This window comes from Providencia sp. PROV_01 (assembly GCF_053098325.1).
In genome coordinates this window covers 2,132,339-2,157,954 of the sequence record NZ_JBRFKD010000002.1, presented here as the reverse complement: position 1 = coordinate 2,157,954, position 25,616 = coordinate 2,132,339, and the positions used below count along the sequence as shown (strand labels likewise).

21 protein-coding genes are annotated in these 25,616 nt (G+C 41.8%); 7 read left to right on the top strand and 14 right to left on the bottom strand.

The features are described from left to right. Positions 1–3: 3 nt before the first annotated feature. From nrdA to yfaE, 3 genes are read left to right on the top strand one after another with little or no spacing between them, the layout of a single operon-like run. Positions 4–2,295, top strand: a complete 2,292-nt coding sequence (nrdA, locus tag ACU696_RS10290) for a class 1a ribonucleoside-diphosphate reductase subunit alpha (protein WP_004912194.1) — start codon at positions 4–6, stop codon at positions 2,293–2,295. Positions 2,296–2,306: 11 nt separating this feature from the next. Then, complete coding sequence (gene nrdB / locus ACU696_RS10285; protein WP_004912195.1) at positions 2,307–3,443, top strand: class Ia ribonucleoside-diphosphate reductase subunit beta; 1,137 nt, start codon at positions 2,307–2,309, stop codon at positions 3,441–3,443. A 2-nt stretch (positions 3,444–3,445) separates the two neighbouring features. Next, the gene (gene yfaE / locus ACU696_RS10280; RefSeq protein ID WP_109911563.1) at positions 3,446–3,709 is read left to right on the top strand and encodes a class I ribonucleotide reductase maintenance protein YfaE; all 264 of its coding nucleotides are present in this window, start codon (positions 3,446–3,448) and stop codon (positions 3,707–3,709) included. A gap of 72 nt (positions 3,710–3,781) precedes the next feature. Here the strand turns inward: yfaE and ACU696_RS10275 are convergent, their stop codons facing one another. Next, a complete protein-coding gene (locus tag ACU696_RS10275) occupies positions 3,782–5,122 on the bottom strand; it encodes an anaerobic C4-dicarboxylate transporter (protein WP_109911562.1) in 1,341 nt (446 codons plus the stop codon). A 479-nt stretch (positions 5,123–5,601) separates the two neighbouring features. On the opposite strand from ACU696_RS10275, the gene tyrP reads away from it, so the two are divergent. Further along, a complete protein-coding gene (tyrP, locus tag ACU696_RS10270; protein WP_231136507.1) occupies positions 5,602–6,750 on the top strand; it encodes a tyrosine transporter TyrP in 1,149 nt (382 codons plus the stop codon). 114 nt (positions 6,751–6,864) lie between these two features. Here the strand turns inward: tyrP and ACU696_RS10265 are convergent, their stop codons facing one another. Continuing rightward, entirely contained in the window at positions 6,865–7,407 is a 543-nt protein-coding gene (locus ACU696_RS10265; protein ID WP_209102145.1) for a YfaZ family outer membrane protein, read from the bottom strand. Positions 7,408–7,742: 335 nt separating this feature from the next. On the opposite strand from ACU696_RS10265, the gene ACU696_RS10260 reads away from it, so the two are divergent. Then, a complete protein-coding gene (locus ACU696_RS10260) occupies positions 7,743–9,182 on the top strand; it encodes a catalase (protein WP_162598830.1) in 1,440 nt (479 codons plus the stop codon). Positions 9,183–9,226: 44 nt separating this feature from the next. Here the strand turns inward: ACU696_RS10260 and menE are convergent, their stop codons facing one another. The 6 genes from menE to ACU696_RS10230 all read right to left on the bottom strand — a co-directional run bounded on the left by menE (position 9,227) and on the right by ACU696_RS10230 (position 16,354). Beyond that, positions 9,227–10,636: an o-succinylbenzoate--CoA ligase gene (gene menE / locus ACU696_RS10255; protein WP_196718733.1), complete on the bottom strand. Its 1,410-nt coding sequence runs from the start codon at positions 10,634–10,636 to the stop codon at positions 9,227–9,229. After that, positions 10,624–11,595 carry an o-succinylbenzoate synthase gene (gene menC / locus ACU696_RS10250; protein ID WP_004912210.1) on the bottom strand — a complete coding sequence of 324 codons (972 nt, stop codon included), beginning with the start codon at positions 11,593–11,595 and terminating at the stop codon, positions 10,624–10,626. The genes menE and menC overlap by 13 nt, the downstream gene beginning before the upstream one ends. Further along, a complete protein-coding gene (gene menB / locus ACU696_RS10245; protein ID WP_004912212.1) occupies positions 11,595–12,452 on the bottom strand; it encodes a 1,4-dihydroxy-2-naphthoyl-CoA synthase in 858 nt (285 codons plus the stop codon). Before menB ends, menC begins: the two co-directional genes overlap by 1 nt. Before the next feature lie 12 nt (positions 12,453–12,464). Beyond that, a complete protein-coding gene (menH, locus tag ACU696_RS10240; RefSeq protein WP_123382590.1) occupies positions 12,465–13,229 on the bottom strand; it encodes a 2-succinyl-6-hydroxy-2,4-cyclohexadiene-1-carboxylate synthase in 765 nt (254 codons plus the stop codon). Further along, positions 13,229–14,902 carry a 2-succinyl-5-enolpyruvyl-6-hydroxy-3-cyclohexene-1-carboxylic-acid synthase gene (gene menD, locus ACU696_RS10235; RefSeq protein ID WP_109911558.1) on the bottom strand — a complete coding sequence of 558 codons (1,674 nt, stop codon included), beginning with the start codon at positions 14,900–14,902 and terminating at the stop codon, positions 13,229–13,231. Before menD ends, menH begins: the two co-directional genes overlap by 1 nt. Positions 14,903–15,019: 117 nt before the next feature. After that, the gene (locus ACU696_RS10230; protein ID WP_123382589.1) at positions 15,020–16,354 is read right to left on the bottom strand and encodes an isochorismate synthase; all 1,335 of its coding nucleotides are present in this window, start codon (positions 16,352–16,354) and stop codon (positions 15,020–15,022) included. A gap of 750 nt (positions 16,355–17,104) precedes the next feature. Here ACU696_RS10230 and ACU696_RS10225 point away from each other — a divergent pair. Both ACU696_RS10225 and ACU696_RS10220 read left to right on the top strand, forming a co-directional pair. Further along, positions 17,105–18,313, top strand: a complete 1,209-nt coding sequence (locus ACU696_RS10225) for an alpha-xenorhabdolysin family binary toxin subunit A (RefSeq protein WP_117162384.1) — start codon at positions 17,105–17,107, stop codon at positions 18,311–18,313. A gap of 221 nt (positions 18,314–18,534) precedes the next feature. Beyond that, positions 18,535–19,308 carry an alpha-xenorhabdolysin family binary toxin subunit B gene (locus tag ACU696_RS10220; protein WP_447343227.1) on the top strand — a complete coding sequence of 258 codons (774 nt, stop codon included), beginning with the start codon at positions 18,535–18,537 and terminating at the stop codon, positions 19,306–19,308. Positions 19,309–19,364: 56 nt separating this feature from the next. On the opposite strand, the gene nuoN is transcribed toward ACU696_RS10220, so the two are convergent. From nuoN to nuoI, 6 genes are read right to left on the bottom strand one after another with little or no spacing between them, the layout of a single operon-like run. Then, complete coding sequence (gene nuoN, locus ACU696_RS10215) at positions 19,365–20,825, bottom strand: NADH-quinone oxidoreductase subunit NuoN (protein WP_004912223.1); 1,461 nt, start codon at positions 20,823–20,825, stop codon at positions 19,365–19,367. Positions 20,826–20,831: 6 nt separating this feature from the next. Further along, positions 20,832–22,352, bottom strand: a complete 1,521-nt coding sequence (gene nuoM / locus ACU696_RS10210) for an NADH-quinone oxidoreductase subunit M (protein WP_004912225.1) — start codon at positions 22,350–22,352, stop codon at positions 20,832–20,834. Positions 22,353–22,371: 19 nt separating this feature from the next. Further along, complete coding sequence (gene nuoL, locus ACU696_RS10205; RefSeq protein WP_123382587.1) at positions 22,372–24,213, bottom strand: NADH-quinone oxidoreductase subunit L; 1,842 nt, start codon at positions 24,211–24,213, stop codon at positions 22,372–22,374. Next, positions 24,210–24,512: an NADH-quinone oxidoreductase subunit NuoK gene (gene nuoK / locus ACU696_RS10200; RefSeq protein ID WP_004912233.1), complete on the bottom strand. Its 303-nt coding sequence runs from the start codon at positions 24,510–24,512 to the stop codon at positions 24,210–24,212. The genes nuoL and nuoK overlap by 4 nt, the downstream gene beginning before the upstream one ends. Then, positions 24,509–25,051, bottom strand: a complete 543-nt coding sequence (nuoJ, locus tag ACU696_RS10195; protein ID WP_004912236.1) for an NADH-quinone oxidoreductase subunit J — start codon at positions 25,049–25,051, stop codon at positions 24,509–24,511. The genes nuoK and nuoJ overlap by 4 nt, the downstream gene beginning before the upstream one ends. 12 nt (positions 25,052–25,063) lie before the next feature. Then, positions 25,064–25,606 (bottom strand): NADH-quinone oxidoreductase subunit NuoI, encoded by a 543-nt coding sequence (nuoI, locus tag ACU696_RS10190; protein ID WP_004259834.1) that lies wholly within the window; start codon positions 25,604–25,606, stop codon positions 25,064–25,066. Positions 25,607–25,616 lie beyond the last annotated feature (10 nt).

The window sequence follows — 25,616 nt, the reverse complement described above, 5'->3', positions numbered from 1 at the left end:
CTCATGAACCAGAGTCTGTTAGTCACAAAGCGTGATGGACATAAAGAACGCATTGATCTCGACAAAATCCACAAGGTAATAACCTGGGCCGCGGAAGGCCTAAGTAACGTATCCGTTTCTCAAGTGGAGTTACGTTCACAGATTCAGTTTTATGATGGGATCAGAACTTCTGACATTCACGAAACGATGATCAAAGCAGCAGCAGATTTAATTACGGGTGATACACCTGATTACCAATACTTAGCTGCACGTCTTGCTATTTTTAACTTACGCAAGAAAGCCTATGGCCAGTTTGAACCGCCTGCATTATATAAGCATGTTAAACACCTCGTCGAAATGGGGAAATATGACAAGCATTTGCTGGAAGACTACTCTGAAGCAGAGTTCGAGCAAATGGATAGCTTTATAGACCATTGGCGTGATATGAATTTTTCCTATGCTGCGGTAAAACAGCTTGAAGGAAAATATTTAGTTCAAAACCGTGTTACCGGTGAAATTTATGAAAGCGCACAGTTTTTATACATTTTAGTTGCTGCTTGCCTGTTTTCACATTACCCAAAAGAGACGCGTCTCGATTATATTCGCCGTTTCTATGACGCCGTTTCAACATTCAAAATTTCATTACCTACGCCAATTATGGCGGGGGTACGTACTCCTACACGTCAATTCAGCTCTTGTGTACTGATTGAGTGTGGTGACAGCTTAGATTCCATCAATGCCACTTCAAGCGCAATTGTGAAATATGTCTCACAGCGTGCAGGTATTGGGGTAAATGCAGGCCGCATTCGTGCATTAGGCAGCCCAATTCGTGGTGGTGAAGCGTTCCACACTGGTTGTATTCCGTTCTATAAACACTTCCAAACTGCGGTGAAATCTTGTTCGCAAGGTGGCGTTCGTGGTGGTGCTGCAACCTTGTTCTACCCTATTTGGCACCTTGAAGTTGAAAGTTTATTGGTACTGAAAAATAATCGTGGGGTTGAAGGTAACCGTGTTCGCCATATGGATTACGGTGTGCAACTCAACAAGTTAATGTATGAGCGTTTGATTAAAAACCAAGATATTACATTATTCAGTCCATCAGACGTTCCAGGTCTTTATGATGCATTTTTCGCTGATCAAGACGAATTTGAACGTTTATATGTGAAATACGAACAAGATGAAAATATTCGCAAATCCAGTGTTAAAGCGGTTGAGCTATTTTCATTAATGATGCAAGAACGTGCGTCTACTGGCCGAATCTATATTCAAAACGTTGACCACTGTAATACACATAGCCCATTTGACCCACAGGTTGCCCCTGTTCGTCAGTCAAACTTATGTTTAGAAATTGCACTGCCAACTAAGCCATTAAATAACATTAATGACGAGAACGGTGAAATTGCGCTGTGTACATTATCGGCATTTAACTTAGGGGCGATTGATAGCCTAGATGAATTAGAAGAGCTGGCAATATTAGCTGTTCGTGCTCTTGATGCACTGCTTGACTACCAAGATTACCCAATCATTGCGGCGAAGCAAGGCTCAATGGGGCGTCGTACACTCGGTATTGGGGTGATTAACTACGCTTATTATCTCGCGAAGCACGGTGTTCGTTATTCTGACGGTAGTGCGAACAACTTAACGCACAAAACATTCGAAGCCATTCAGTATTATCTATTAAAAGCCTCGAATGAGTTAGCAAAAGAGCAAGGTGCTTGCCCATGGTTCAATGAAACAACTTATGCACAAGGCGTTTTACCTATCGATACCTATAAAAAAGAGCTCGATAAGTTAACTAATGAACCATTGCATTACGATTGGGAAGCTTTACGCCAAGATATTAAACAACATGGTCTGCGTAACTCGACTCTGTCTGCATTGATGCCTTCAGAGACATCATCACAGATTTCTAACGCAACCAATGGTATTGAACCACCACGTGGTTATATCAGTATTAAAGCCTCTAAAGATGGTATTTTGCGTCAAGTAGTGCCAGATTACGAAAATCTGAAAGGCGCATACGAGCTACTATGGCAAATGCCTTCAAACAGTGGCTATTTACAACTCGTTGGTATCATGCAGAAATTTATCGACCAGTCGATTTCTGCTAACACAAACTATGACCCGACTCGTTTTGAGAGCGGCAAAGTACCAATGAACCAATTGCTAAAAGATTTATTGCTCGCCTATAAGTTTGGTGTGAAAACACTTTACTACCACAACACCCGCGATGGGGCGGAAGATGTTCAGGGCGATCTGGAAGAAGTTGTTGAGTCAGCGGATTCCGATTGCGAAGGCGGCGCGTGTAAAATTTAATAGGAATTGTTATGTCACATACATATACAACATTTTCACAGAAAAAAAATGACCAAATGCTGGAGCCGATGTTTTTCGGCCAACCAGTTAACGTGGCACGCTATGATCAGCAAAAGTACCCTATTTTTGAAAAGCTGATTGAAAAACAATTGTCGTTTTTCTGGCGCCCTGAAGAAGTTGACGTATCTCGCGACCGTATTGACTATAACGCGTTGCCAGACCACGAAAAACATATTTTTATCAGTAATCTGAAATACCAAACGCTGCTGGACTCTATTCAGGGCCGCAGCCCTAATGTGGCATTATTGCCGCTGATTTCGATTCCTGAACTGGAAACTTGGGTTGAAACGTGGGCGTTTTCTGAAACTATCCACTCACGTTCATATACACACATTATTCGTAATATTGTAAATGACCCAGCCATTATTTTTGACGATATCGTTGAAAATGAAGAAATTTTAAAACGTGCTAAAGATATTTCTGGTTTTTACGATGACCTGATCGAAATGACCAATTACTATCATATGTTTGGTGAAGGCACGCATACTTGTAACGGCAAACAAGTCACTGTTTCTCTACGTCAATTGAAGAAACAGCTGTATCTGTGCCTAATGAGCGTCAATGCGCTCGAAGCCATCCGTTTCTATGTTAGCTTTGCCTGTTCATTTGCGTTTGCTGAACGCGAACTGATGGAAGGAAATGCTAAAATCATCAAGCTAATCGCACGTGATGAAGCGCTGCACTTAACTGGAACACAACACATGTTGAACCTGTTGCGCTCAGGGCAAGATGACCCAGAAATGGCCGAAATCGCGGCAGAGTGCGAACAAGAGTGTTATGACCTGTTCGTTCAAGCAGCAGAGCAAGAAAAAGAGTGGGCTGACTATTTATTCAGCGAAGGCTCTATGATTGGTTTAAATAAAGATATTTTATGCCAATATGTTGAATATATTACTAACATTCGCATGCAAGCTGTTGGCCTGAAATTGCCATTTGAAGCACGTTCAAACCCAATTCCATGGATCAACGCATGGTTGGTGTCTGATAACGTACAAGTTGCGCCTCAAGAGGTTGAAGTGAGTTCTTATTTAGTCGGCCAAATTGACTCTCAAGTCGATACCGACGATTTGAGCGACTTCGAACTGTAAGTATGGCAAGCCATAAAATCACCCTGCGGTTAACGCAGGGTGTTCAAGTCCCCTACCATACCGAAGTTCACTCCTGTTTGCTGGAAGCCTTAGAAGACAGCCGTATTCCTGTAGAATATCAATGTCGTGAAGGTTACTGCGGTTCGTGCCGAGTGACATTATTGCATGGTAAAGTGGGTTATAAACAAAAACCCATCGCATTTGTACAAGATGGCGAGATCCTTCCCTGCTGCTGCCATCCGCTATCGGATATTGAAATCGGTTAATCTAAAATAGGTGATTGCACAGCGGTTTATCCGTTACCTGTGCAATCACTTTTTATTCACTTACTTTATTGATTATAAATAACCATACAAACCTGCAAATACCCAGCCAAACACACAAGACACACCCACCCCAATTAACCCCGGTAGAATGAAACTGTGGTTGATAACAAATTTACCAATACGCGTTGTTCCAGAACGGTCAAATTGAATTGCCGCAAGATCACTTGGATAAGTCGGTAAAATGTAGTAACCATAACACGCAGGCGCAGAAGCGATAATATAGGCAGGGTCAACACCAATACCTAATGCAATTGGCACAACAGCGGCTAGTGCAGCGGCTTGAGAGTTAACAAACTTAGAAACTAATAACAAGATGACAGCATAAGCCCAAGGGAAATCTTTCACTAAAGAACCTAACGTTCCTTTAATTTCATCCATGTGTGCGCCGAACATGGTTTCCGCCATCCAAGCGATACCATACACCGCCACGATAGCAATCATCCCTGAACGGAATACTTCATTCTTTGAAATTTGCCCAGGATTGGTCTTACAGATAATGATAATTAGCGCACCCGCTAATAACATAAACATCTGGATGACTAAAACCATAGATAACGGCTTACCATTAACTAACGGCCTTAGTTCAGAGAATGCGCCAAGTAGTGCAACAACTGCGATAGAGGCTAAAAAAATCCACATCGCGACCCAGTTAATTTTCGGTAACTTTGTATTTAGCAGTGTCACACTGTCACCATAAACATAATCATGGTTTTCAGGGACTGAGATAAACTCTTGGAATACAGGGTCTTTATCGAGATCTTTACCTCTAAACCAACTGAAAATACCAATAGCTAAAATACCAATTAACGTTGATGGGATAGTAATTGCTAATAAATCCAAAAATTCGAGTGACTTACCATTGATTGTCACACCATTTAGCATTGCTACTAGTGAAACAACCGCGACTGAAACCGGACTGGCGATAATCCCCATTTGCGCGCCAATACTACTCGCGGCCATCGGTCTTTCTGGACGGATATTATTTTTAATCGCCGCATCGTAGATGATAGGTAAAATCGTATATACCACATGCCCTGTACCACACAAAATGGTTAAGATACATGTCACAAAAGGTGCCACAATAGAAATGTACTTAGGGTTTTTCCGCAGTAGTCGTTCTGCAATTTGCAGCATGACATCTAAACCGCCTGATGCTTGTAACGTCGCTGATGCGGCAACAACAGCAATGATAACAAGCATAACATCAACAGGCGGTTTTCCAGGCGGTAAACCAAAACCAAAAACTAAGATAACTAGGCCAACACCACCTAATAGCCCGAGTGCCATTCCCCCTTTTTTTGCTCCATAGAATAAGCAAACAAGGATAATGGCGAGTTGAATCATAAAGTCCATAGTTCCATCCTTTATATATATGTTTGCATATATTATCGGGATGATTTTCAAGCATTAATTTGATTTATGATAACTTCAAAATCAATTTAGTTTTATTTTTTATGCTTTTATTTTGACCTCATCACATAATTTACATTAAGTAACTGACATACTGTACAGTTAGCTGTCATTTTAATAAAAATCAACTAATTACCACACCTTTTTTAACAAATCACCCCATTTAAATTTACCTTTAGTCACTATAAATCATCATTTTTTCTTCACTTAATTAACCCTGATTATTGTCTTTAGTTTCGCTATCTACTTGATTATCAGTGTAAACTTATAATTACACCAGCTGTAATTTACATTTGACAGCGAACTTTCGATCGCATAATCTGCATCACTTGTTAATTATTGAAATTCAATCAGAGGAACTTGTGAAGAATCGTACGCTTGGCAGTGTGTTAATCGTTGCAGGGACAACAATAGGTGCAGGGATGTTGGCAATGCCACTTGCCGCTGCAGGAGTCGGTTTCACAGGCATCGTTTGCTTGCTTGTTGGATTATGGATGTTAATGAGTTATACCTCATTACTATTAGTCGAAGTGTATCAGCATAACCCTGCAAATATGGGCCTAGGCTCCGTCGCTAAAAAATATCTGGGTCCTGTTGGCCAAATAGTGACTGGGCTCAGTATGCTGCTATTAATGTACGCATTAACAACCGCTTACATAGGTGGTGCAGGCGTATTAATTTCAGATAGCCTGTCTTCTTGGTGGGGAATTAACATTTCAACCAACACTGCCATTATCGCATTTACTATTATTGGTGGTGCAGTCGTGTGCATTGGCACACATTCAGTCGATTTTATTAACCGTATTTTATTTACAGCAAAAACGATTTTTTTGGTCATCATGCTCGTTGTGATGATGCCACATGCTGAAGCGGTAAACTTAAGCACTATGCCGATTGAAAAAGGCCTTGTTTTGGCCGCAGTGCCCGTTATTTTTACCTCTTTTGGTTTCCATGGTAGCGTACCGAGTTTAGTTAACTATATGAATGGAGATGTACGTAAATTACGTATGATTTTCATTACCGGAAGCGCAATTCCTTTAGTAGCTTATATTCTATGGCAAATCGCTACGTTAGGTTCTATTCCATCACACACCTTTATCGGGATCCTAGCGCAGGAGTCTGGCCTTAATGGGTTACTCACCGCAATTCGCGATGTTGTTGCTACACCTCGAGTCAATATTGCCGTCAGCCTATTTATGGATTTAGCGTTAGCCACGTCTTTCTTAGGTGTTGCATTGGGCTTATTTGATTACCTCGCAGATTTGTTCAAGCGTAGCAACCATTTTATCGGTCGTGCACAAACAGGCTTGCTTACCTTTGTTCCGCCATTATTGGCCGCCCTATTCTTTAGTAGTTTCGTACAAGCATTAACTTATGCCGCTGTCGCGCTCTCAGTCTTAGCACTGATTATTCCTGCACTGTTAACCCTACGTGTACGTAAATTAGAAACTCAAGGTGGGTATCAAGTTAAAGGCGGTACACCTATTTTAGCCTTAGTGTTGGCATGTGGTGTGGCAGTAATCGCTATCCAATTTTCGATTGTTGCCGGATTTTTACCAAACGTTGGCTAAACTATTCGCTTATTAATAATATTCTAAAGATATAAAAAAACCGCCAAACGTAGTATTTGGCGGTTTTTTCGAGATTCAAACGGTTAAATCTAATAAATGATAAATTTAACAATCTTAGAATGAAAGGCCAGCCCCTACATACCAGCCATCGGCAACTTTATCGCTACTATTGCCATGAGTCCCTTTCATTTCAATCAAGCGATAACCTGCATCAATAGATAAAGGTTTAAATACGGTATAACGTGCACCCGCTTTCGCTTCGACATAAGACTTGCTACCTGAGGTCAATGACTCAGGAGCACCATAGGCTTCACCATAAATATTTAATGAAGGCATAGCCTGCCAATTTAACCCACCACCAACCGCTAATGCAGCACCACTACTATTGTGATCCGGTGATAAATATAACCCTTTACCCCCGACAAATGCAGAGAAAGGCCCAACAGGTAAACCAAATGTGGCACCAATACTACCCGTTTGCCCATCATGGTCACTACGAACCCAAGAACCATTAAATGCTAACCCTGCATTTTGGTTACCTAACCCTGCAGACAGCTCAGTAAAATGTTCACCCGCTTGTGCACTGACTGAAACTGCATGGGCAGTACCTACGAACAATGGTGACATCGCTGCTGCTAATAATAATAGTTTGCGCATTATTTTATCCTCTTGATATTATTACCTATGGATACTACGCGAATTTCACCCTATTTTCAGCCATTCTTACCTAGATTTACGCTATAGCCTTTATAAAAGCCGACTTTATTCATTACAAAATTTCACAAATCAAAAATTTTAGTGCGAAAAAGTGCGATGAATACCGTTTTTTTCACGGGTAATCACAGTAATTGGTTATATTAATTAGATAATCAATTCCATAATAACTATACTGAATTACAAGTTTATTGTAGTCCTGTTTTTTATTTTTTACAAAATATTAACTTATTAGTTAGGTTTGTGTAGTCCATTAATCCAAACAAAGGAGCATTGTGATGAAAAAGAAAGGCCTTACTACCGCCTCAGGCGCCCCGGTCGCCAATAATAATAATGTGATGACAGCAGGTAAACGTGGCCCAATGTTATTACAGGATGTTTGGTTTTTAGAGAAACTTGCCCATTTTGACCGTGAAGTGATCCCTGAAAGACGCATGCACGCAAAAGGTTCTGGCGCTTTTGGTACGTTTACTGTAACTCATGATATTAGCCGCTATACTCGCGCAAAAATTTTCTCTGAAATAGGGAAAAAAACTGAAATGTTTGCTCGCTTCTCTACCGTTGCAGGTGAGCGCGGGGCTGCCGACGCAGAACGTGATATTCGTGGTTTCGCATTAAAATTTTATACTGAAGAAGGCAACTGGGATATGGTGGGTAACAACACCCCTGTGTTCTATTTCCGCGACCCATTAAAATTCCCTGATTTAAACCACGTAGTTAAGCGCGACCCTCGCTCTAACCTGCGTACAATGGAACATAAATGGGCCTTTTTCTCTCAGTTACCAGAATCTTTACACCAGTTAACCATTGATGCTAGTGACCGTGGTATACCACAAAGTTACCGTCATATGCACGGGTTTGGTAGCCACACTTATAGTTTCATCAACAGTAATAATGAACGCTTCTGGGTTAAATTCCATTTCCGTTGCCAACAAGGTATTCAGAATCTGTCTGATGAACAAGCAGAGCAATTAGTCGGTAAAGATAGAGAAAGTTCACAACGCGATCTGTTTGAATCCATTGAGAAAGGGGATTTCCCACGCTGGAATTTGCAAGTGCAAATTATGCCAGAGAAAGAAGCCTCTCAAGTTCCTTATAACCCATTTGACTTAACCAAAGTTTGGCCGCACAAAGATTATCCATTAATTGATGTCGGTTATTTTGAACTTAATCGTAACCCAGACAACTACTTTGCTGACGTAGAACAAGCGGCGTTTAGCCCAGCTAACGTGGTTCCGGGTATCGGTTTCTCACCTGATAGAATGTTACAAGGCCGTTTATTCTCCTATGGAGATGCCCATCGTTATCGCCTTGGGGTTAACCACCACCAAATCCCAGTGAACGCCCCACGTTGCCCATTCCATAATTACCACCGTGATGGCGCAATGCGCGTTGACGGTAATAGCGGCAACCATGTGACCTATGAGCCAAATGAAGCCGGCTTATTCCAAGAGCAACCTGACTTTAGCGAACCGCCATTATCTATTGAAGGTGCCGCTGACCATTGGGATCACCGCGAAGACCAAGATTACTTCAGCCAACCACGTGCATTATATGAGTTATTAGATGATGCCGAGCACCAACGTATGTTTAAACGTATTGCGGGCGAACTGATTGACGCGACAGAAGCCACTCAAGTGCGCCAAATCGAGTTATTTAAACAAGTTCACCCAGAATACGGTGCTGGTGTTGAAAAAGCATTAAAAGCACTAAAATAGTGTAATTTATTAAGTGGTGGGGATAACCCCACCACTATTTCACCCTATTCCTGCATTCTAGCTAACAACCACTTTTTCACTTGTTGTCTCGACACTTTTATTCCCCCAGCTTTCAATTCAGGGTCTAAATAATAAAAGGCCATAGGATATTGGTATGGTGCGAGTTTATCTTTTAGCCAATCCGCCAGCTGATGTAAACCTACGGACTCATTTGCTTCAATAACCGCGACAGGGCGTTGCCCAAATTGCACATCATCAATGGGGATAATAAAACTTTGGCTGATATCAGGGTATGAATTGATGACTGACTCGATATCTTCTGGTTGAACACATTCCCCACCACTGATAAATAAATTATCTAAACGACCAAGGATCTGATACTCGCCATCAATAAATGCTCCTTTATCGTTGGTTTTAAACCAGTTATCTAGGCAATTTAAAGGGTGAATTTGCCCATCAAACCAATAACCAAGCGCTTGGCTGTCTGATTGGATTTGAATTTCACCACCCACAAGACGAATTTGCTTACCTTTTAAGGGTAAACCAACGCCTTTCTTGCCATCTGCCCGTTTAGCACAAACTGTAGAAGCCATTTCTGTCATCCCATAGCCACTCCAACACGCAATTCCATGTTGTTGTGCCAAGTCCGTGAGTGTTGAAGGGATACTGGCTCCGCCCAATAAAACAGCTTTCAACGCGATATTCGCCATTGAGTTATCATTCAATAAACGCCATAGCTGGGTCGGCACCAAAGAGGCATGAGTCACCCCATGTAATGCCTGGGCTAAAGGGATATTTTTTACCGCAAGTGCGCCGCCTTGCAAAAGCCAACGCCAAACAATACCCTGACCAGATACATGGAATAACGGCAGCGAGAGTAACCAACAATCATCTTGCTGGTAATTCATCATATTAACAACACCGGCAGCGCTATTGAGGTGAGCTGCAACACTGTGAACGGCGGCTTTAGGTAGACCTGTCGACCCCGATGTTAAAATCAGAGTAGCAGGCTGCTGAATAGCCTCTTGAAAAACAACCGGAGCAACCTTTTCATCACCAATAAAATGATAATAGAGTTGATAATCTAAATGGCGATAATTAGCTAATAAATTTGATTCATCAGTAAAATCAATGGCTGCGCTAACATTAAGATGAGGCAGTAATTCTGCTAATAACCGTTCTGGGAGGCGGGGATTTAACGGTAAGACACGAGCGCCACACGCAATAAGTGCCAGTTGACTCAATAATAATTCAACTGAATTTTTCCCACGCAAAACGATACACTGCCCTTGTGTTACACCTTGCATTAAAAAGTAAGTTTTAAGGTCAGTAACTTGTTGGCTTACACTTTCCCAAGTCATACTTTGGGACTCAGTTACAAGGGCGATCGCATTGGGACGAAGATTGGCCCAGTGTTGCCAAGGCCAATCTTTAAAGTTATCTAGTTCTGCCATACAAGCGTTAAATCATCTAACTGCTGGAGCGGAATATCACATTGAGGCCAAGGCCGTATCAATTGAGATTGAATAAGTGATACCGTATCTAAGCCTGGAATGGTATTTGGCGTTAGCCAATGTGCTACACGAGCAAGTTGCGTTAAACCAAAGCTACTTTCAATGGATGAACTGATCACGGCTTGTAATCCTAAGCGATGCGCTTCTTCTACTAAGTAGCGGCAATAAGATAAGCTGCCTGTCAGTGTTGGTTTAATTACAATCGCAGAAACGCCTTCCTGCGCCTCAACCATAAAGCCTTCTTCTCGTACACTTTCATCCCAAGCGATACTAATGCCGGTATCCGCTGCAAATTGCAGTGACTCTTCACGGGTTTTGCACGGCTCTTCTAAGAATGCGATACGGTCACGGTAGTCTGGGTTAACATATTTAGCAAAACCGTCAGCTTTTGTTCGAGTCCAACTGCGATTCGCATCCAAGCGCAGTTTCAGTTCTGGAACGGCCTCTAGTAATAAGTTAACCACCATGCCATCACGCACAGCTTCATATAGCCCAACTTTTACCTTTGCAACCTTTTCGCCTTCCATTGCATCAAGGCTCAAAATGAGGTCATCTGGGTCACCACTGCACAGTGGTGCTTTGCGATAGTCAGCCTCTTTTGGTAGCTCCCCTGTTAACTCCGCTAGAGCACAGCTACAGCCAAAAGCAACAGAGGGTAGTAGACTATTAGAAATTTTGCCTTCTTTCACCCATTCATTCATTCGCTTAATAGTTTCGGCGGTTGCTTCTTCTAATGTTTCACGACTGAATTCAGGTAGAGGCGAAATTTCTCCCCAACCTTCATTATCCCCATCTTGTAAACACACTAAAAGCCCATCACGAGTTTTTAGTCGCTGATAACGAAGGATAACGCCTGCCTCCATTGGCAGGCTGAACGAATAAATACGGGCTTTACGCATTATGGATTACGCTTATATTTAGAGAAGTCTGGAGCACGTTTTTCATTAAAGGCATTACGACCTTCTTGCCCTTCATCTGTCATATAGAACAGCATAGTGGCATTACCGGCTAATTCTTGCAGGCCAGCCTGACCATCACAATCCGCATTTAATGCCGCTTTTAAGCAACGTAATGCCATTGGGCTATTTTCTAGCATTTCACGGCACCAACGCACGGTTTCTTTTTCAAGATCTGCGTATGGGACAACTGTGTTAACCAAGCCCATATCTAATGCTTCTTGTGCATTGTATTGGCGGCATAAAAACCAGATTTCACGCGCCTTTTTCTGTCCAACGATACGCGCCATATAGGATGCGCCCCAGCCGCCATCAAATGAACCGACTTTTGGCCCAGTTTGACCAAATATTGCGTTATCCGCAGCAATAGTCAGGTCACACATCATATGTAACACATGGCCACCACCAATTGAGAAACCTGCGACCATCGCAACCACAGGTTTTGGGCAAGTCCGAATTTGGCGTTGAAAATCTAATACGTTAAGGTGATGCGTACCGCTTTCATCACGGTACCCGCCGTAGTCACCACGGATTTTTTGGTCGCCGCCTGCACAGAAAGCTTTTTCGCCCTCACCCGTTAGAATGATAGTACCAATGTGGTCATCATAACGTGCATCTGACAGTGCTTGGATCATTTCTTTCACGGTTTGTGGACGAAAAGCATTACGCACTTCTGGACGGTTAATCGTAATTTTAGCAATTCCTTCAGGAGATTTATGATAGCGAATATCTTCAAACCCTGTAGAGCAATCTTGCCATTCAATTGGTGCGTATAATTTTTCTTCGCTTGGATAAATCATTATCAGATTCCTTTAACCACAGTGTGATAAAAAATGGTGTAGTGCAGTTGCAAAGCCCATGGGGTTTTCCCGATGTGCATTATGCCCTGCATTTTCAATCAGCGTTAACGGCAAAACATATTGTTGCGAAACGCTTCGAAACTTTTGATCCTTTTCGCCACAAAAATAACGATAAGGACAGATTAATTGATGCAATTTGTCCGCCAAAAAAGGTTGCTTTGCTAATGATGTGTTTTCTAGCATAGCAGCAATGCTGTGCGGGTTATTTTGTCCACGTAACTGAATTAACTGTTGGCGCTGAGTGGCCGACAAATCAGCAAATACAGTTTGTTGATACCAGTCATCTAACACTTTTTCAATGGGTTCTGAACGAAAACGTTGCGCCCATGCCTCATCATTAGCAGCTCGAGCAACACGTTCTTGTTCATTGGCTAACCCCACATTCCCGCCTTCAATTACTAAACCTAATAGCCCGTTAGGCTGATAGTGACAGGCAAAATGCATTGCGAGCCGAGCACCGAGTGAATAGCCAACCAAGTAGTATTCATTAATTTGATGATACTGTAAAAGCTCGCTGAGTTGTTGATCAAAATGTGAAAAACTCTGGCATGGCTCTGAATGAGAACCGCCATGACCTGGCAAATCCACAGCTAATGATGGAAAAGTCCGTGTTTGATCAATCACGGGTGACCAGTCATCCGCACTGCCTAACAAACCATGCAACCAAATGATCCAAGGAGCCGATGAGGTAGAATGATGTCGATGAGCGGATAACATTACAATTCCACAACTTCATTAAGCAGCTGTTTTAAAGTACGCGCGCCTTCATCGCTTGCCACCTGTAATTCCACCAGCAATGTTCCTTGCTGACTATGCCAAAATTGTTGAACAGTATTTTTTAGTGTTCCCCAATCTGTCGGCGCACAATATTGTAAGCCAAACATTTTCGCAGCAGGCTCGAAACTGACATTTTGCGGCATACAGTAATAATTTTGCCTTGCTTCGTCTGGTGTGGGGAGCATAGAGAAAATTTGCCCGCCATTGTTATTCACGATGATTAGGACTGTCGGTGCTGAAGGTTCTCGCAACAGCGCCAAACTATTCAAATCGTATAAGGCAGAAATATCCCCAACAATAGCTAATGTTGGACGAGCTGTTGCTCGTTGCACTCCCGCCATGGTAGAAATCAGACCATCAATACCACTTGCGCCGCGGTTGCTATATACCGGATAGCCTAATGGAAGTTGTGCGAGTGCATCCACCAAACGAACAATTAAGCTATTTCCAACAAATAGTTGACCTCGTGGTGAGAGTAGTTCTGGCAATTGAAATGCAACCGCCGCTTCGGAAAACTGGTCATGTAACTGTTGGTGTACATGGTGTTGGGCTTTTTGCGCTAACGTCTGCAGAGATTCACACCACAAACTTCTCGGCTGTGCAGGATGGTTGTCCAGCCAACCTTTAATTGAACAGGTTAACTTTCTTCCCCTATGATTAGCTGGGTCTAGCCGTTGAGGTATCGAGTCGATAATCCAATACTCTTGCGGTTCACAATTGGCTTGCCATTGTAATAGCCGTTTTCCTGTTAAGCTTGAACCAAACTGGACAACTAATTCTGCATGTTTTAAAACCTGTTGAGCATCGGGATGCTGAAGCCATAAATCTGCGCAAGGGTATGGCTGCCCTGTTTGAGATAACACATCACCTATAACTGGCCATCCGAGTTCTTGAGCCCATTTAGCAACGAGCTCCCCTTCACTCGCACTCATTCTACCGGCAAGCACAACGCCTTTTTTTTGCCGCCAAAAATACCAATCTGCCACTAGAGCGACAGAATGAGTTAACGGTTCAGTGAGCCACGGGTGGCTCGAATTCCACCATTCCCCAAGGGTTTTCTGCCATTCATGTTCCCCATCCATATCACCATATAGTGGCTCAGCAAATGGGCAGTTGATATGAAATGCACCATGGCGTAACTGGTTCATGCCATTATCAATAGCGGTTACCAACCATTTAGCTGAAATATCTTGTGTCGGCCTTGGCAACATTAATGATTGAGCAGGATGAGATGCAAAAATATGCGTCTGCCGAATAGCCTGATTAGCACCGCAATCAATCAATTCAGGGGGCCTATCTGCGGTGAGAAAAATAACTTTTTCTCCAGTTAGTCCAGCTTCTATCAATGATGGATAAAGGTTTGCAACCGCAGTCCCTGACGTCACAATGACACCTACTGGCTCATTGCTGGCTTTTGCCAATCCAAGTGCCAGATGACCCAAACCACGCTCATCGAAATGGGTGTGACAATGTAATTTGGCGTTATTGATGGCAGCCAGAGTCAAAGGCGTCGAACGAGAGCCTGGCGCAATACAGATATGTTTCATTCCGTGGCGAGATAGTGCTTCAATAATCACTTCAGCCCAACGGAGATTAAAAGCAGAATTCGACATAATATGCTCAGCAAATTATTAGTTATCAACTAGTTTAGACTGGCTGAAATAAATTTCTTGATCTCAGAACAATTTTTGGTGAACTAATTGAAATAAAAGAAAATAACCATTTTAACTTTATGGTTTTTCGTTATTTCCAAACAAAGATTTAAGCCCCGCCGCTTTATTTTCAATTTCTATCCACTCTTGCTCTGGGTCTGAGCCACTGACAATGCCCGCACCTGAATATAATGAGACATGCGCACCTTCTATTTGTGCACAACGTAGAGATACCGCAAATTCACTTTTATTTAAGCTAATAAACCCGCCAGTTCCTGCATACCAGCCACGAGAAAAGGGTTCATTACTTGCTAAAAATTGCCGTGCAACTTTGCGAGGTAAACCACATACGGCAGCGGTAGGTTGAAGACGTTGTAAGCAATCGCTATCAGAAGGATTGATTAATGTCGCAACAATAGAGCGATAAAGGTGTTGGATTTTTCTCAAGCGGATCACTTTTGCTGATGATACGTCAACTCCCGTCACTGCACCTTGTAATTGTTGGCAAATATCATCCACAACGACTAAATTTTCGTGTTGGTTCTTTTTATCTTCCATCAACCACTTAGCATACTCCGCAGCGACGGCGTCATCAGGGTCATTAGCGACAGTTCCCGCTAAGGCCTCAGAATTCAGTTGTTCATTTTGCCGTAAATATAAACGTTCCGGAGTCGAAGAGATGAACCCTGACTGTGCGTTGAAGGCCATCATAAAATGGTAACAATGATGATTCACCTGCTGGCTTTGGGCTAAAAACTCAGCAACCGCAATGGGTTTAGACAGGGTGAGTTTTGTTTCCCTTGCCATCACCACTTTTTCCATCTTCCCTGACTTCATGTCATCAATAGCGCAATTTAATAAACGACACCATTCATCATGCGTAGGAATATGTTCTTGTGCAGTAATATTGGCATTCAATGTCAATCTCACATGAGAAGCCGGCTTCAATTGCTGTAAAAGATGAATAGCATTCAAGCGGTCTTCTTCCCCCTCAATATTGACGCTAACACTAATTGTCGAACGTAATCGATGAATTTCAATGCGGGGCAAAAAACAAAAAGTTGCTTGGCGTTTTATCTCTTCAGGAATGCCCGTTCCAACCGCATTCCAGCCATTAAGCCCCCATAGGCGCATCTCTGGCATATCAGGATACTGGGATAAAAAAACTTGTGCCGTATCTATCGAATCAAAGGATTTCACCATACCAAGAGCACTGCATTCCTCGGCGCCAGTGCGTTGATACCAATAAAATTGAGGATAACTTTGCTGTGCCGACAGCCATGAAAGACCAGGAAAAGAGGTTTGTGCATCTAATTGCCAAACTAAACGAGTAAACTCTTGATTTTTTAGTGTCAATGTAGACAAATGGTCCAAAATTTCAGTTATCAATTGATCAATTTTTTTATAGTTCACTTTAGATTCCCACTGCTACATCACACAAATTCACTACGGTTATTATATAGCGCAATACAATTTTTTAATACATTGATGACTAACAGTAAATGCTATACCGCCCATTCAGCACTAAAAGTAGATTACCTGCAATTAAGAGATTGCTTTTAGTACTTCGCTATAATTATTTTTTATGGCTCAAATGACGATAGCCAAGAGCAGCTGTGTCAAAATAAACCTGTTATCACTCACTAATAGTGACCTTCAGGCTGTTGATAGTATAGCTTATTATGTATATTACATAGCACTCCATTCATTTAATTAATAGAAAATGTGATTTTATCCCCTTTAATCTTTGCTTCTTTCTCGAAACTGCATCATTTTTACCCAATGAAAATTTCATTTTGAAACATAGTGATATGTCAGCTTTAAACCCATGTTCCATTGCAAGCCTTTTTAATTCAAAACAAAAAAATTATCGTATATTTTAATTAATATCATATTCTTATTAGTTATTTTATTTAGCACCACTATAGATAATTTTCAAATAAAAATAATAGAGAATAATATTTAAAACACATATTAAATTATTCAAAATGCTATTTTTAGCTCTGATTTTCATTTTTTAATATAAAACTTTCAGTCAATTTCTAGTAGGTTAACAAATATGAACTTTATATTTTTATTTGCAATAAATAGGTAATTTAACCATACAACAGTACTAAGAAAAATAAGCATTCAATCTTTAACTTAATCAATGTGGAATTTAAAATGAATACAAAAGATAATTACGATAGAATTATTGAAAAAGAACATATAGGCCATACAACCTTAGCTTTATTAACTAATCAAGACACACTTTCAGCCCGTGAAGTCGGTATTTTCACATTAGATGATTTAATTAGCATACATCGCCACGTTTACTTTTCTCTTTCTTTGCCTTGGAAAAAAAATGATATTCTAAAATGGTTTGGTATTACCTCATCAACAACCTTGCCAATCGATACAAATGAACTAATTGGTACCATTATCAATATTCGTGAACATGCCAATAGCTGGGATAACGTTGAACAACATGTTAAAGAACAATCTGTCAATCTATCTCTAGTTAGCCGAAACATTATACAAACAGGTGGGCAAATTATTGAATATATAAACCATATGCCTATTTTGAAAAAAGTGTCTGAGAGTTTGAATGATATTAGTGAACATGAACTAGATGAAATATATTATCAAAATGATGACCAGCAAATAGCTACCGAGCTAACTAATATCTTACAATTAATTAGGGATGATATTAAAGACCAATCTATTAAGACAAGTAATATTAAAAATATCATTTCTGATTTCCGCGTACATATTACAGGTGGTTATTTATCTAATTATCAACATGTTGAATCATTGCTATTCAATGTTAAAGGGTTATATAAACAACTTGATCCCACTAATAATGAAACAACCGATTCCTATTTACAAGAATCACTTAAAATGAAAAAACAAGAACTCCAGCAATTAGAACTCGAGTATTCACACTTTGTGAAACTCAGTTTTACGGGTTTAGTTGGTGGTGTCATCGGCCTCATTATCACTGGAGGGATTTTTGGCTCAAAGGCTGAAAAAATTCGGGCAAAAAAGAATGAAACATTAACAGAAATACAATCAATTAGTGACCAAATCAACAAAGAAAAATTTGCCCAAAAAGTTATTTTTGATATTCAAATCAATCTCCATAAAATTGATAGTTTATTTAAAGATGCCCGGTTAGCCGTTGACCACTTAGATTATATGTGGCTAGTCCTCCTAACCGAAATAACTCAATCAATCGAGGTTTTCAAAAAAATCAATAACGCTGAAAAACTTATTCAGTTCATTACTCATTTTAAACGTGCTATTACATCTTGGTATACCATTCAAGAATACTCGACACATTTAATAAAGTTATTTGATGAAATTCAACCAAATAACACTCCCCCTCAATAAAAGGTACTAATATGCAAGATAAGCTTGATTTACCCATACTCCCCCCTATTGATATTTATCAATTGAGGCATATGTCAAACGAAATTTCCGCATTTAATAAAAACATAATACATTATGATTTTATTATCCATGGAAAAATACAAAAAATAGCCAGTAAATCTTTTAATATCAATGAAATAATCAGAAACTCAATACCGAAACTTAAAATAAAATTAAATTAAATTTTAAAAAGCGAATTAAATAATGAAAATATCAACATACCTGATGAAATCTTAGTTAAAAGCTTCATTGAAGATTTAATTGATTTCAAGTTAGAATTAGAAAGAATAATTACCAAATTCAGTTATACCACTGATTCTTTATCACTCATTCATTTAGAAGAAAGCAATCAGCACAAACTACATCAATATACTGAGCAGAAAGAACTTCTAGTCACATCCAAAAATAGCAAAACTCTAAAAATAGATGAAATCAATCAACAGCACTCCGTTATCATCGCAGCAGAAGATATTATATTAAAATCTAAAATTACCGATTTCTTAAAGAAACATTTGTTAAATGACGAATTAATTGACTCAATTGATATGCCAACAAATAAAAAACAAATATTAAAATCAGCCGTTGCCTTTATTAAAAATTTATTATCAATCATTGATGATGGTTTGGAATTTGCGCAACTTGTCGAGGTCAGATTAGATTTAGGCAATCAAATTTTAGAATTAAAAGAAGAAGTTAACCATATTGATAAAACAATATTTAAGCTTTCTCAGCTCATGCTATTAGCTGACCAAATAACCACTATAGATTCGCATAAATTGTCAATTATTACTCAGATAAGCTTAATTAAAGATTATTGGTTGCAATGGTGTCATTTTATTAATGAAAAATCGTCTGAAAAAATGTTGAATATTCAAAAAATTAACTTAGCAAGTCAGGTACTCATGTCTTTCTTAGACGATATGGAATATCAATATCAACGCCAGTTACCCGATTAAAAAAAACCGGCTACTTAGAAGTAACCGGTTTATTAGCAATAGGAAATTTTGGCCTATTAGTTAATCACAGCAAGCGCTGTTGATGTCATATCAATAAGTGGTTGTGGCCATACACCAAAGACGATAACAGCAATGGCGCAAATAACAGCAACAACAGTTCCTAACGTTGCTTTTTCAGGGCCTGTATAACGTTCTGCATGTTCTGCATCACGACTATATAGGCTAGCCATAAAGCTTAGGTAGTAATATAAACCAATAGCACTACCTACCACTACAGCCCCCGTTAGCCACCATAACTCTGCATTCACTGCGGATGCAATCACATAGAATTTACCAATAAACCCTAATGTAATTGGAATACCAGCTAATGAAAGCATCATTACCGTCATTACCGTTGCAAGAATTGGCTTATGCCAAAATAGCCCGCGGAATGCACTAAAGTCATCCTGATCATCACCACGGTAAGGGCTTGAAACGATACTCACAACACCAAATGCCCCTAAACTCGCAAACAAGTAACCCACTAAGTAGATTGCGATAGTGACTTGTGACGCAACAGGGTCGATACGTAACGCAACAAGAGCGACCAGTAAATAACCCATATGTGAGATAGATGAGTAACCCAGTAAGCGTTTTGCACTTTTTTGTGTGATAGCCAGTAAGTTACCAAACAGGATAGATGCAATAGCAATCACAGAAATCACAATCGCTAACGTATTGCTATTGGCGATTGGTGCTTCCAGAAAAATACGCACTAATACTGCGAAGATAGCGATTTTACTACCGGTTGCTAAGAAGGCTGACACTGGTGCTGGCGCACCTTGGTAAACGTCTGGTGTCCACAGTTGGAATGGAAACAGTGACAGTTTAAAGCCAAAACCTACAATCAGCATACCGAAACCAATCATCACCAATGGTGCGTGAATTTGGCTATCGGAAAGGCTTTGACCAACAGCAGCAAAGCTTAAACTACCCGATTCTGCATACAGTAACGCAATCCCGAATAACAGGAATGAAGACGCGGCTGCAGATAACAGCATGTACTTGATCCCGGCTTCTAATGTGCGACTGCGCTCAAAGGTATAGGCAACTAGACCAAACAGAGGCAATGAAATCAGCTCAATACCGATAAACATTGATGCCATATGGTTTGACATAGATAACAGCACACCGCCCGCTACTGCGATAGCAACAAGTAAATGGAACTCATCTCTATTATCACCAAAACCTTCTAACCAGTGGTAAGCAAAGATAGACGTTCCAATACCTGCAATCAGGACTAATGCGCTATAGAACAGTGCAAAGCCATCAACACGAATAAGCGAAGTCACATCCATTAGGTAGCCATCGGCTACCCAAATGAGTGAAAGCAACGCAATAATAAAGCCTGATACTGTCAGCGCGGCACTAGTCAGGTGATCGCGTCGCCACGCAATGGACAGCATCACAACCACCGCCGTCAACCCGACGATCATCAGTGGTAGTATTGCGATCAGTTCTTGAGGAGTTATTGTCATGGCGAATTACAGCCCTAATGTTGTAAGTGAAGCAGAATACAGGTTATGCAATGTTTCCATCGAACCAATTGAGGTATCTAAAATTGGTTGTGGGTAGAAACCGATAATAACCAGTAAAGCAGCCAGAGCCAGCAGCACACCAAATTCACGTGCCGTTAACCCTTTCATTTCTTTTTCAGACTTAGGTGTACCGTAGTAGGTCTGTTGCATCATCCACAGTGAATAGATAGACGCAAACACCACACCAAAGACCATAATGCAGGTCACTAACGCGAATTGGCTGAAGCTACCGAACAGGATCATGAATTCACCAATGAAGTTACCTGTACCTGGCATTCCTAACGTTGCCGCAGCAAAGAACAGGGACATTCCTGGTAACCATTTAATGCGTTTCCATAATCCACCCATCATGCGCATATCACGAGTTTGTGTACGTTCATACAGTTGACCACTGATGATAATCAGTGCCGCACCGGACAAACCGTTGGTGATCATTTGAATCACCGCACCTTGGTAAGCCAAGGTTGAACCCGCGTAAATAGCGACTGTCACAAACCCCATGTGGGATAAGCTACTGTACGCCGCCAGACGTTTGATATCCGTTTGTTTGAACGCTAACCATGCCCCGTAGAAAATACTGATCACACCCAGTGTCATCGCTATTGGAGTGAACTGGATAGACGCTTCTGGGAACAGAGGTAAGGTAAAGCGTAACAGACCGTATGCTGCGGTTTTTAGCATGATACCGGAGATATCCACTGAACCCGCTGTTGGCGATTGCTCTTGGGTATCTGCCATCCAACCATGGAAAGGGACCAGTGGCATTTTAACGGCAAAGGCGATAAAGAAGCCTAACATCAACATAAACGCGACATTGCTAGAGAGTTCTGCACCTAGCAGTTGGTTATAGTCGAATGTTAATACACCTGAAGTATTGTAGTTCGCCAACGCTAGGCCAATGATGGACACTAGCATGATCAAACCACTTGCTTGCGTGTAGATGAAGAACTTAGTCGCGGCTTTGATATGTTGTCTGTTTTCTGACCCTTTGTGTCCCCAATTGGCAATTAGGAAATACATTGGGATCAGCATCATCTCCCAGAAGAAGAAGAATAAGAACAGGTCAACCGCGGTAAAAATCCCCATCACACCTGTGATAATCCACAACAGGTTAAAGTGATACGCACCTTGGTTTTTCTGGTTTTCACTCCAAGAGCTCAGAATTGAGAAGCCCCCCATGATAGCCGTTAACACGACCATCAGCAGTGATAAACCGTCAATTGCTAAATGAAAGTCAATTCCCAGTGACGGGATCCACGGCATAAAGAAAACAGATTGCCATTGTGGAATACCTTGTGGATTGACAAGGGAGTAGCTCCCTTGTAACCACAATTGTACGGAAAGTATCAATGTTATTCCCATCGTTGCCAGTGCAATCCAACGCGGTGCGCGATGACTGAACCGGTCAGCCTGCCAGCTTAGCAGGCCTCCGATGAAGGGAATGAGTATTAGCCAGGGTAATAGCATGGCGCAATGTGTCCCTTAATTAAACCAAAAGCAGCAGAGCAAGAATCAGCACTGCACCCAGCCCCAACGAGGCAACATACCAACGAATTTGGCCGTTTTCACTCACTGCAAGCCCTTTATTTGCCCAACGTGAAAGATGTGCAGGGATATTCATCAGAGAGTTAATCGGATCGCTTTCTAGTAGCCATGCTATACCTTTAAATGGCTTAACAAAGACTACATCGTACAGCCAATCGAATCCCCACGCTTGGTACCACCATGCGCTGAAGAAACGACCCACTGCAGTTTTCGCGATAGCATCGACTATTGAACGTCTGAACAGATAGAGGAATACCGCAATTAATAGACCTGCGATAGCAAACCCGCCAGAAATCGCTTCGAGTAAGACTTTACCGTCTTCACTGCCTGCGGCTTCGGCTGGGAAAACCCCTTCGAGTGGTTGGTGGATTAATGCACCAACAAACGTTGCAAGAATAGCCAAAATGCCCAGTGGTAATGTGTGAGTGATGCCTTTAACCTTGTGCGCTTTGATTTTCGCTTCACCGTGGAACACGATGAAAATCATACGGAAGGTATAAATTGCGGTCATTAATGCACCGAGGATACCTGCCCACAACAACACAGTTTGTCCATCAAGCTGTGCACCCCACAAAATTGCATCTTTACTGTAGAAACCTGCGGTAAACAGTGGCAATGCTGCCAGCGCGCTTCCGCCGATTAACATCACAGCGTAGATGAATGGAATTTGCTTACGCAGCCCACCCATTTTGAAGATATTTTGTTCGTGGTGGCATGCCAAAATGACTGAACCTGCTGACAGGAACAACAACGCTTTAAAGAAAGCATGTGTCATCAGGTGGAAAATGGCTGCATCCCATGCTTGTACACCTAGTGCCAAGAACATATAACCGATTTGGCTCATCGTGGAGTATGCAAGCACACGTTTGATATCGGTTTGCACCAGTGCAGCAAACCCAGCCAGTACTAATGTCACAGCCCCCACAACGCCGACTAAATGTAATACTTCAGGTGCTAACAGGAACAGAACATGGGTACGAGCAATTAAGTACACACCCGCGGTTACCATGGTTGCGGCGTGGATCAGTGCAGAAACTGGCGTTGGACCCGCCATCGCATCTGCCAACCACGTTTGCAATGGTAACTGTGCTGATTTACCGACTGCACCACCTAATAACATCAAGGTTGCCCAGTTGATCGCACTTGAACCTTCCGCAAATTTTTGAGGTGCTAACACCGCCATTTCGCTGAAATTCAGTGTGCCAAGCTCATTCCACAGAATAAACATACCAATTGCGAGGAACACATCACCGATACGCGTTACAAAGAACGCTTTCATCGCCGCTTTGCCGTTTTCTGGATTGGTATAATAGAAACCAATCAACAGGTAACTGCACAGCCCTACCCCTTCCCAACCGAGATACATCAGCATCATGTTGTCAGCGAGGACTAAAACCACCATGCTTGCGATAAACAAGTTAGTGTAAGCGAAGAAACGTGAGTAACCTTCCTCGCCACGCATATACCAAGATGCATATACGTGGATAAGGAAGCCCACACCCGTTACCACACCTAACATGGTCAATGACAGGCCATCTAACATTAGAGTGAATGGGATATTAAAGGTACCGACAGACATCCAAGTCCAAAGTGGCTGGATGAATACGCTACCTGCGTCTTGAGCTAAAAATTCATTGCCAGCATAGAATGCGACGACGGCCGCTAAGCCAACCGACCCCGCACCAATAATGGCCGAAACGTTTTCTGACCAGCGTCCACGAGAGAAGGCTAACAGCACCGACCCCAGTAAAGGCAACAGAATAGTTAAATAGAGTAGGTTCATCCGCGCATCTCACTGACTTTATCAATATTCAGGTTCTGACGATGACGATGGAGTTGCAGTAACAACGCCAATCCAATACTCGCCTCCGCTGCAGCCAATGCGATTGCCAAAATATACATAATTTGGCCGTCTGGCTGCCCCCAAAAACTCCCTGCAACCACAAATGCCAGTGCAGTTGAGTTAATCATGATTTCCAGTCCGATCAGCATGAAAAGCAGATTACGGCGAATAACAAGGCAACTGAGCCCCATCACAAATAAAATCGCCGCTAAAATCAGACCGTGTTCTAGAGGTATCATTTTTGTTCCTCCGCCTTCTCGATGCTGACAAGGTCAGCACCGTTTTCTTTACGGTCACGTCCAACGTGGAATGCTACCACTAAACCTGCGAGTAATAACAAAGATGCCAATTCGACAGCCAGAACATACGGCCCAAATAGGCTAATTCCCACTTCTTTCGCCCCAATGATGGTTCCCTCAATGCCTTCTTGATAAGACAACGAGGTAATGCCGTAAACTAAGATAGCCAATAAAACCGCGGATAACACCGCAGGGCCAATCCAGTTTTTCGGCGTCAACCAAGCGCGCTCTTGTTCTTGAACAGAACGCCCTAAGTTGAGCATCATCACGACGAACACGAACAGGACCATAATGGCACCTGCATATACGATGATTTCCAACGCCCCAGCAAAATACGCGCCGAGGGAGAAAAACACCATTGACAGAGCCAGCAGAGAAACAACCAGATACAACAGTGCATGCACCGGATTTGTATTCGTTATCACCCTTAAAGTTGCTAAAATGGCAACTAGACCGGCGATATAAAATGTAAATTCCATGAATATCGCTCCTTATGGCAACAGGTCTTTGACGTTAATCGGTTTCGCTTCGTTATCCGCTTCACCTTTGTCTTTACCTGCAATCGCCATACCCGATTTACGGTAAAAGTTATAATCAGGATATTTACCCGGACCTGAAATCAACAGGTCATTTTTCTCGTAAACCAGATCCTGACGTCTCCAATCGGCCATTTCAAAATCAGGTGTTAATTGGATTGCCGTGGTTGGGCAAGCCTCTTCACACAGACCACAGAAAATACAGCGCGAAAAGTTAACGCGGAAAAATTCAGGGTACCAGCGGCCGTCTTCATGTTCAGCTTTTTGCAGTGAGATACATCCCACAGGGCAAGCAACCGCACATAAGTTACACGCAACACAACGCTCTTCACCGTCAGGGTCGCGTGTTAACACGATACGCCCACGATAACGGGGTGGCAGATAAACCGGCTCTTCTGGATACATTTGCGTTTCGCGTTTATCGAACGCATGCAGGCCGACCATCCAAATACTACGTACTTGGGTGGCGAAACCGACCAATAACTCTTTCAATGTCATGGTTCAATCA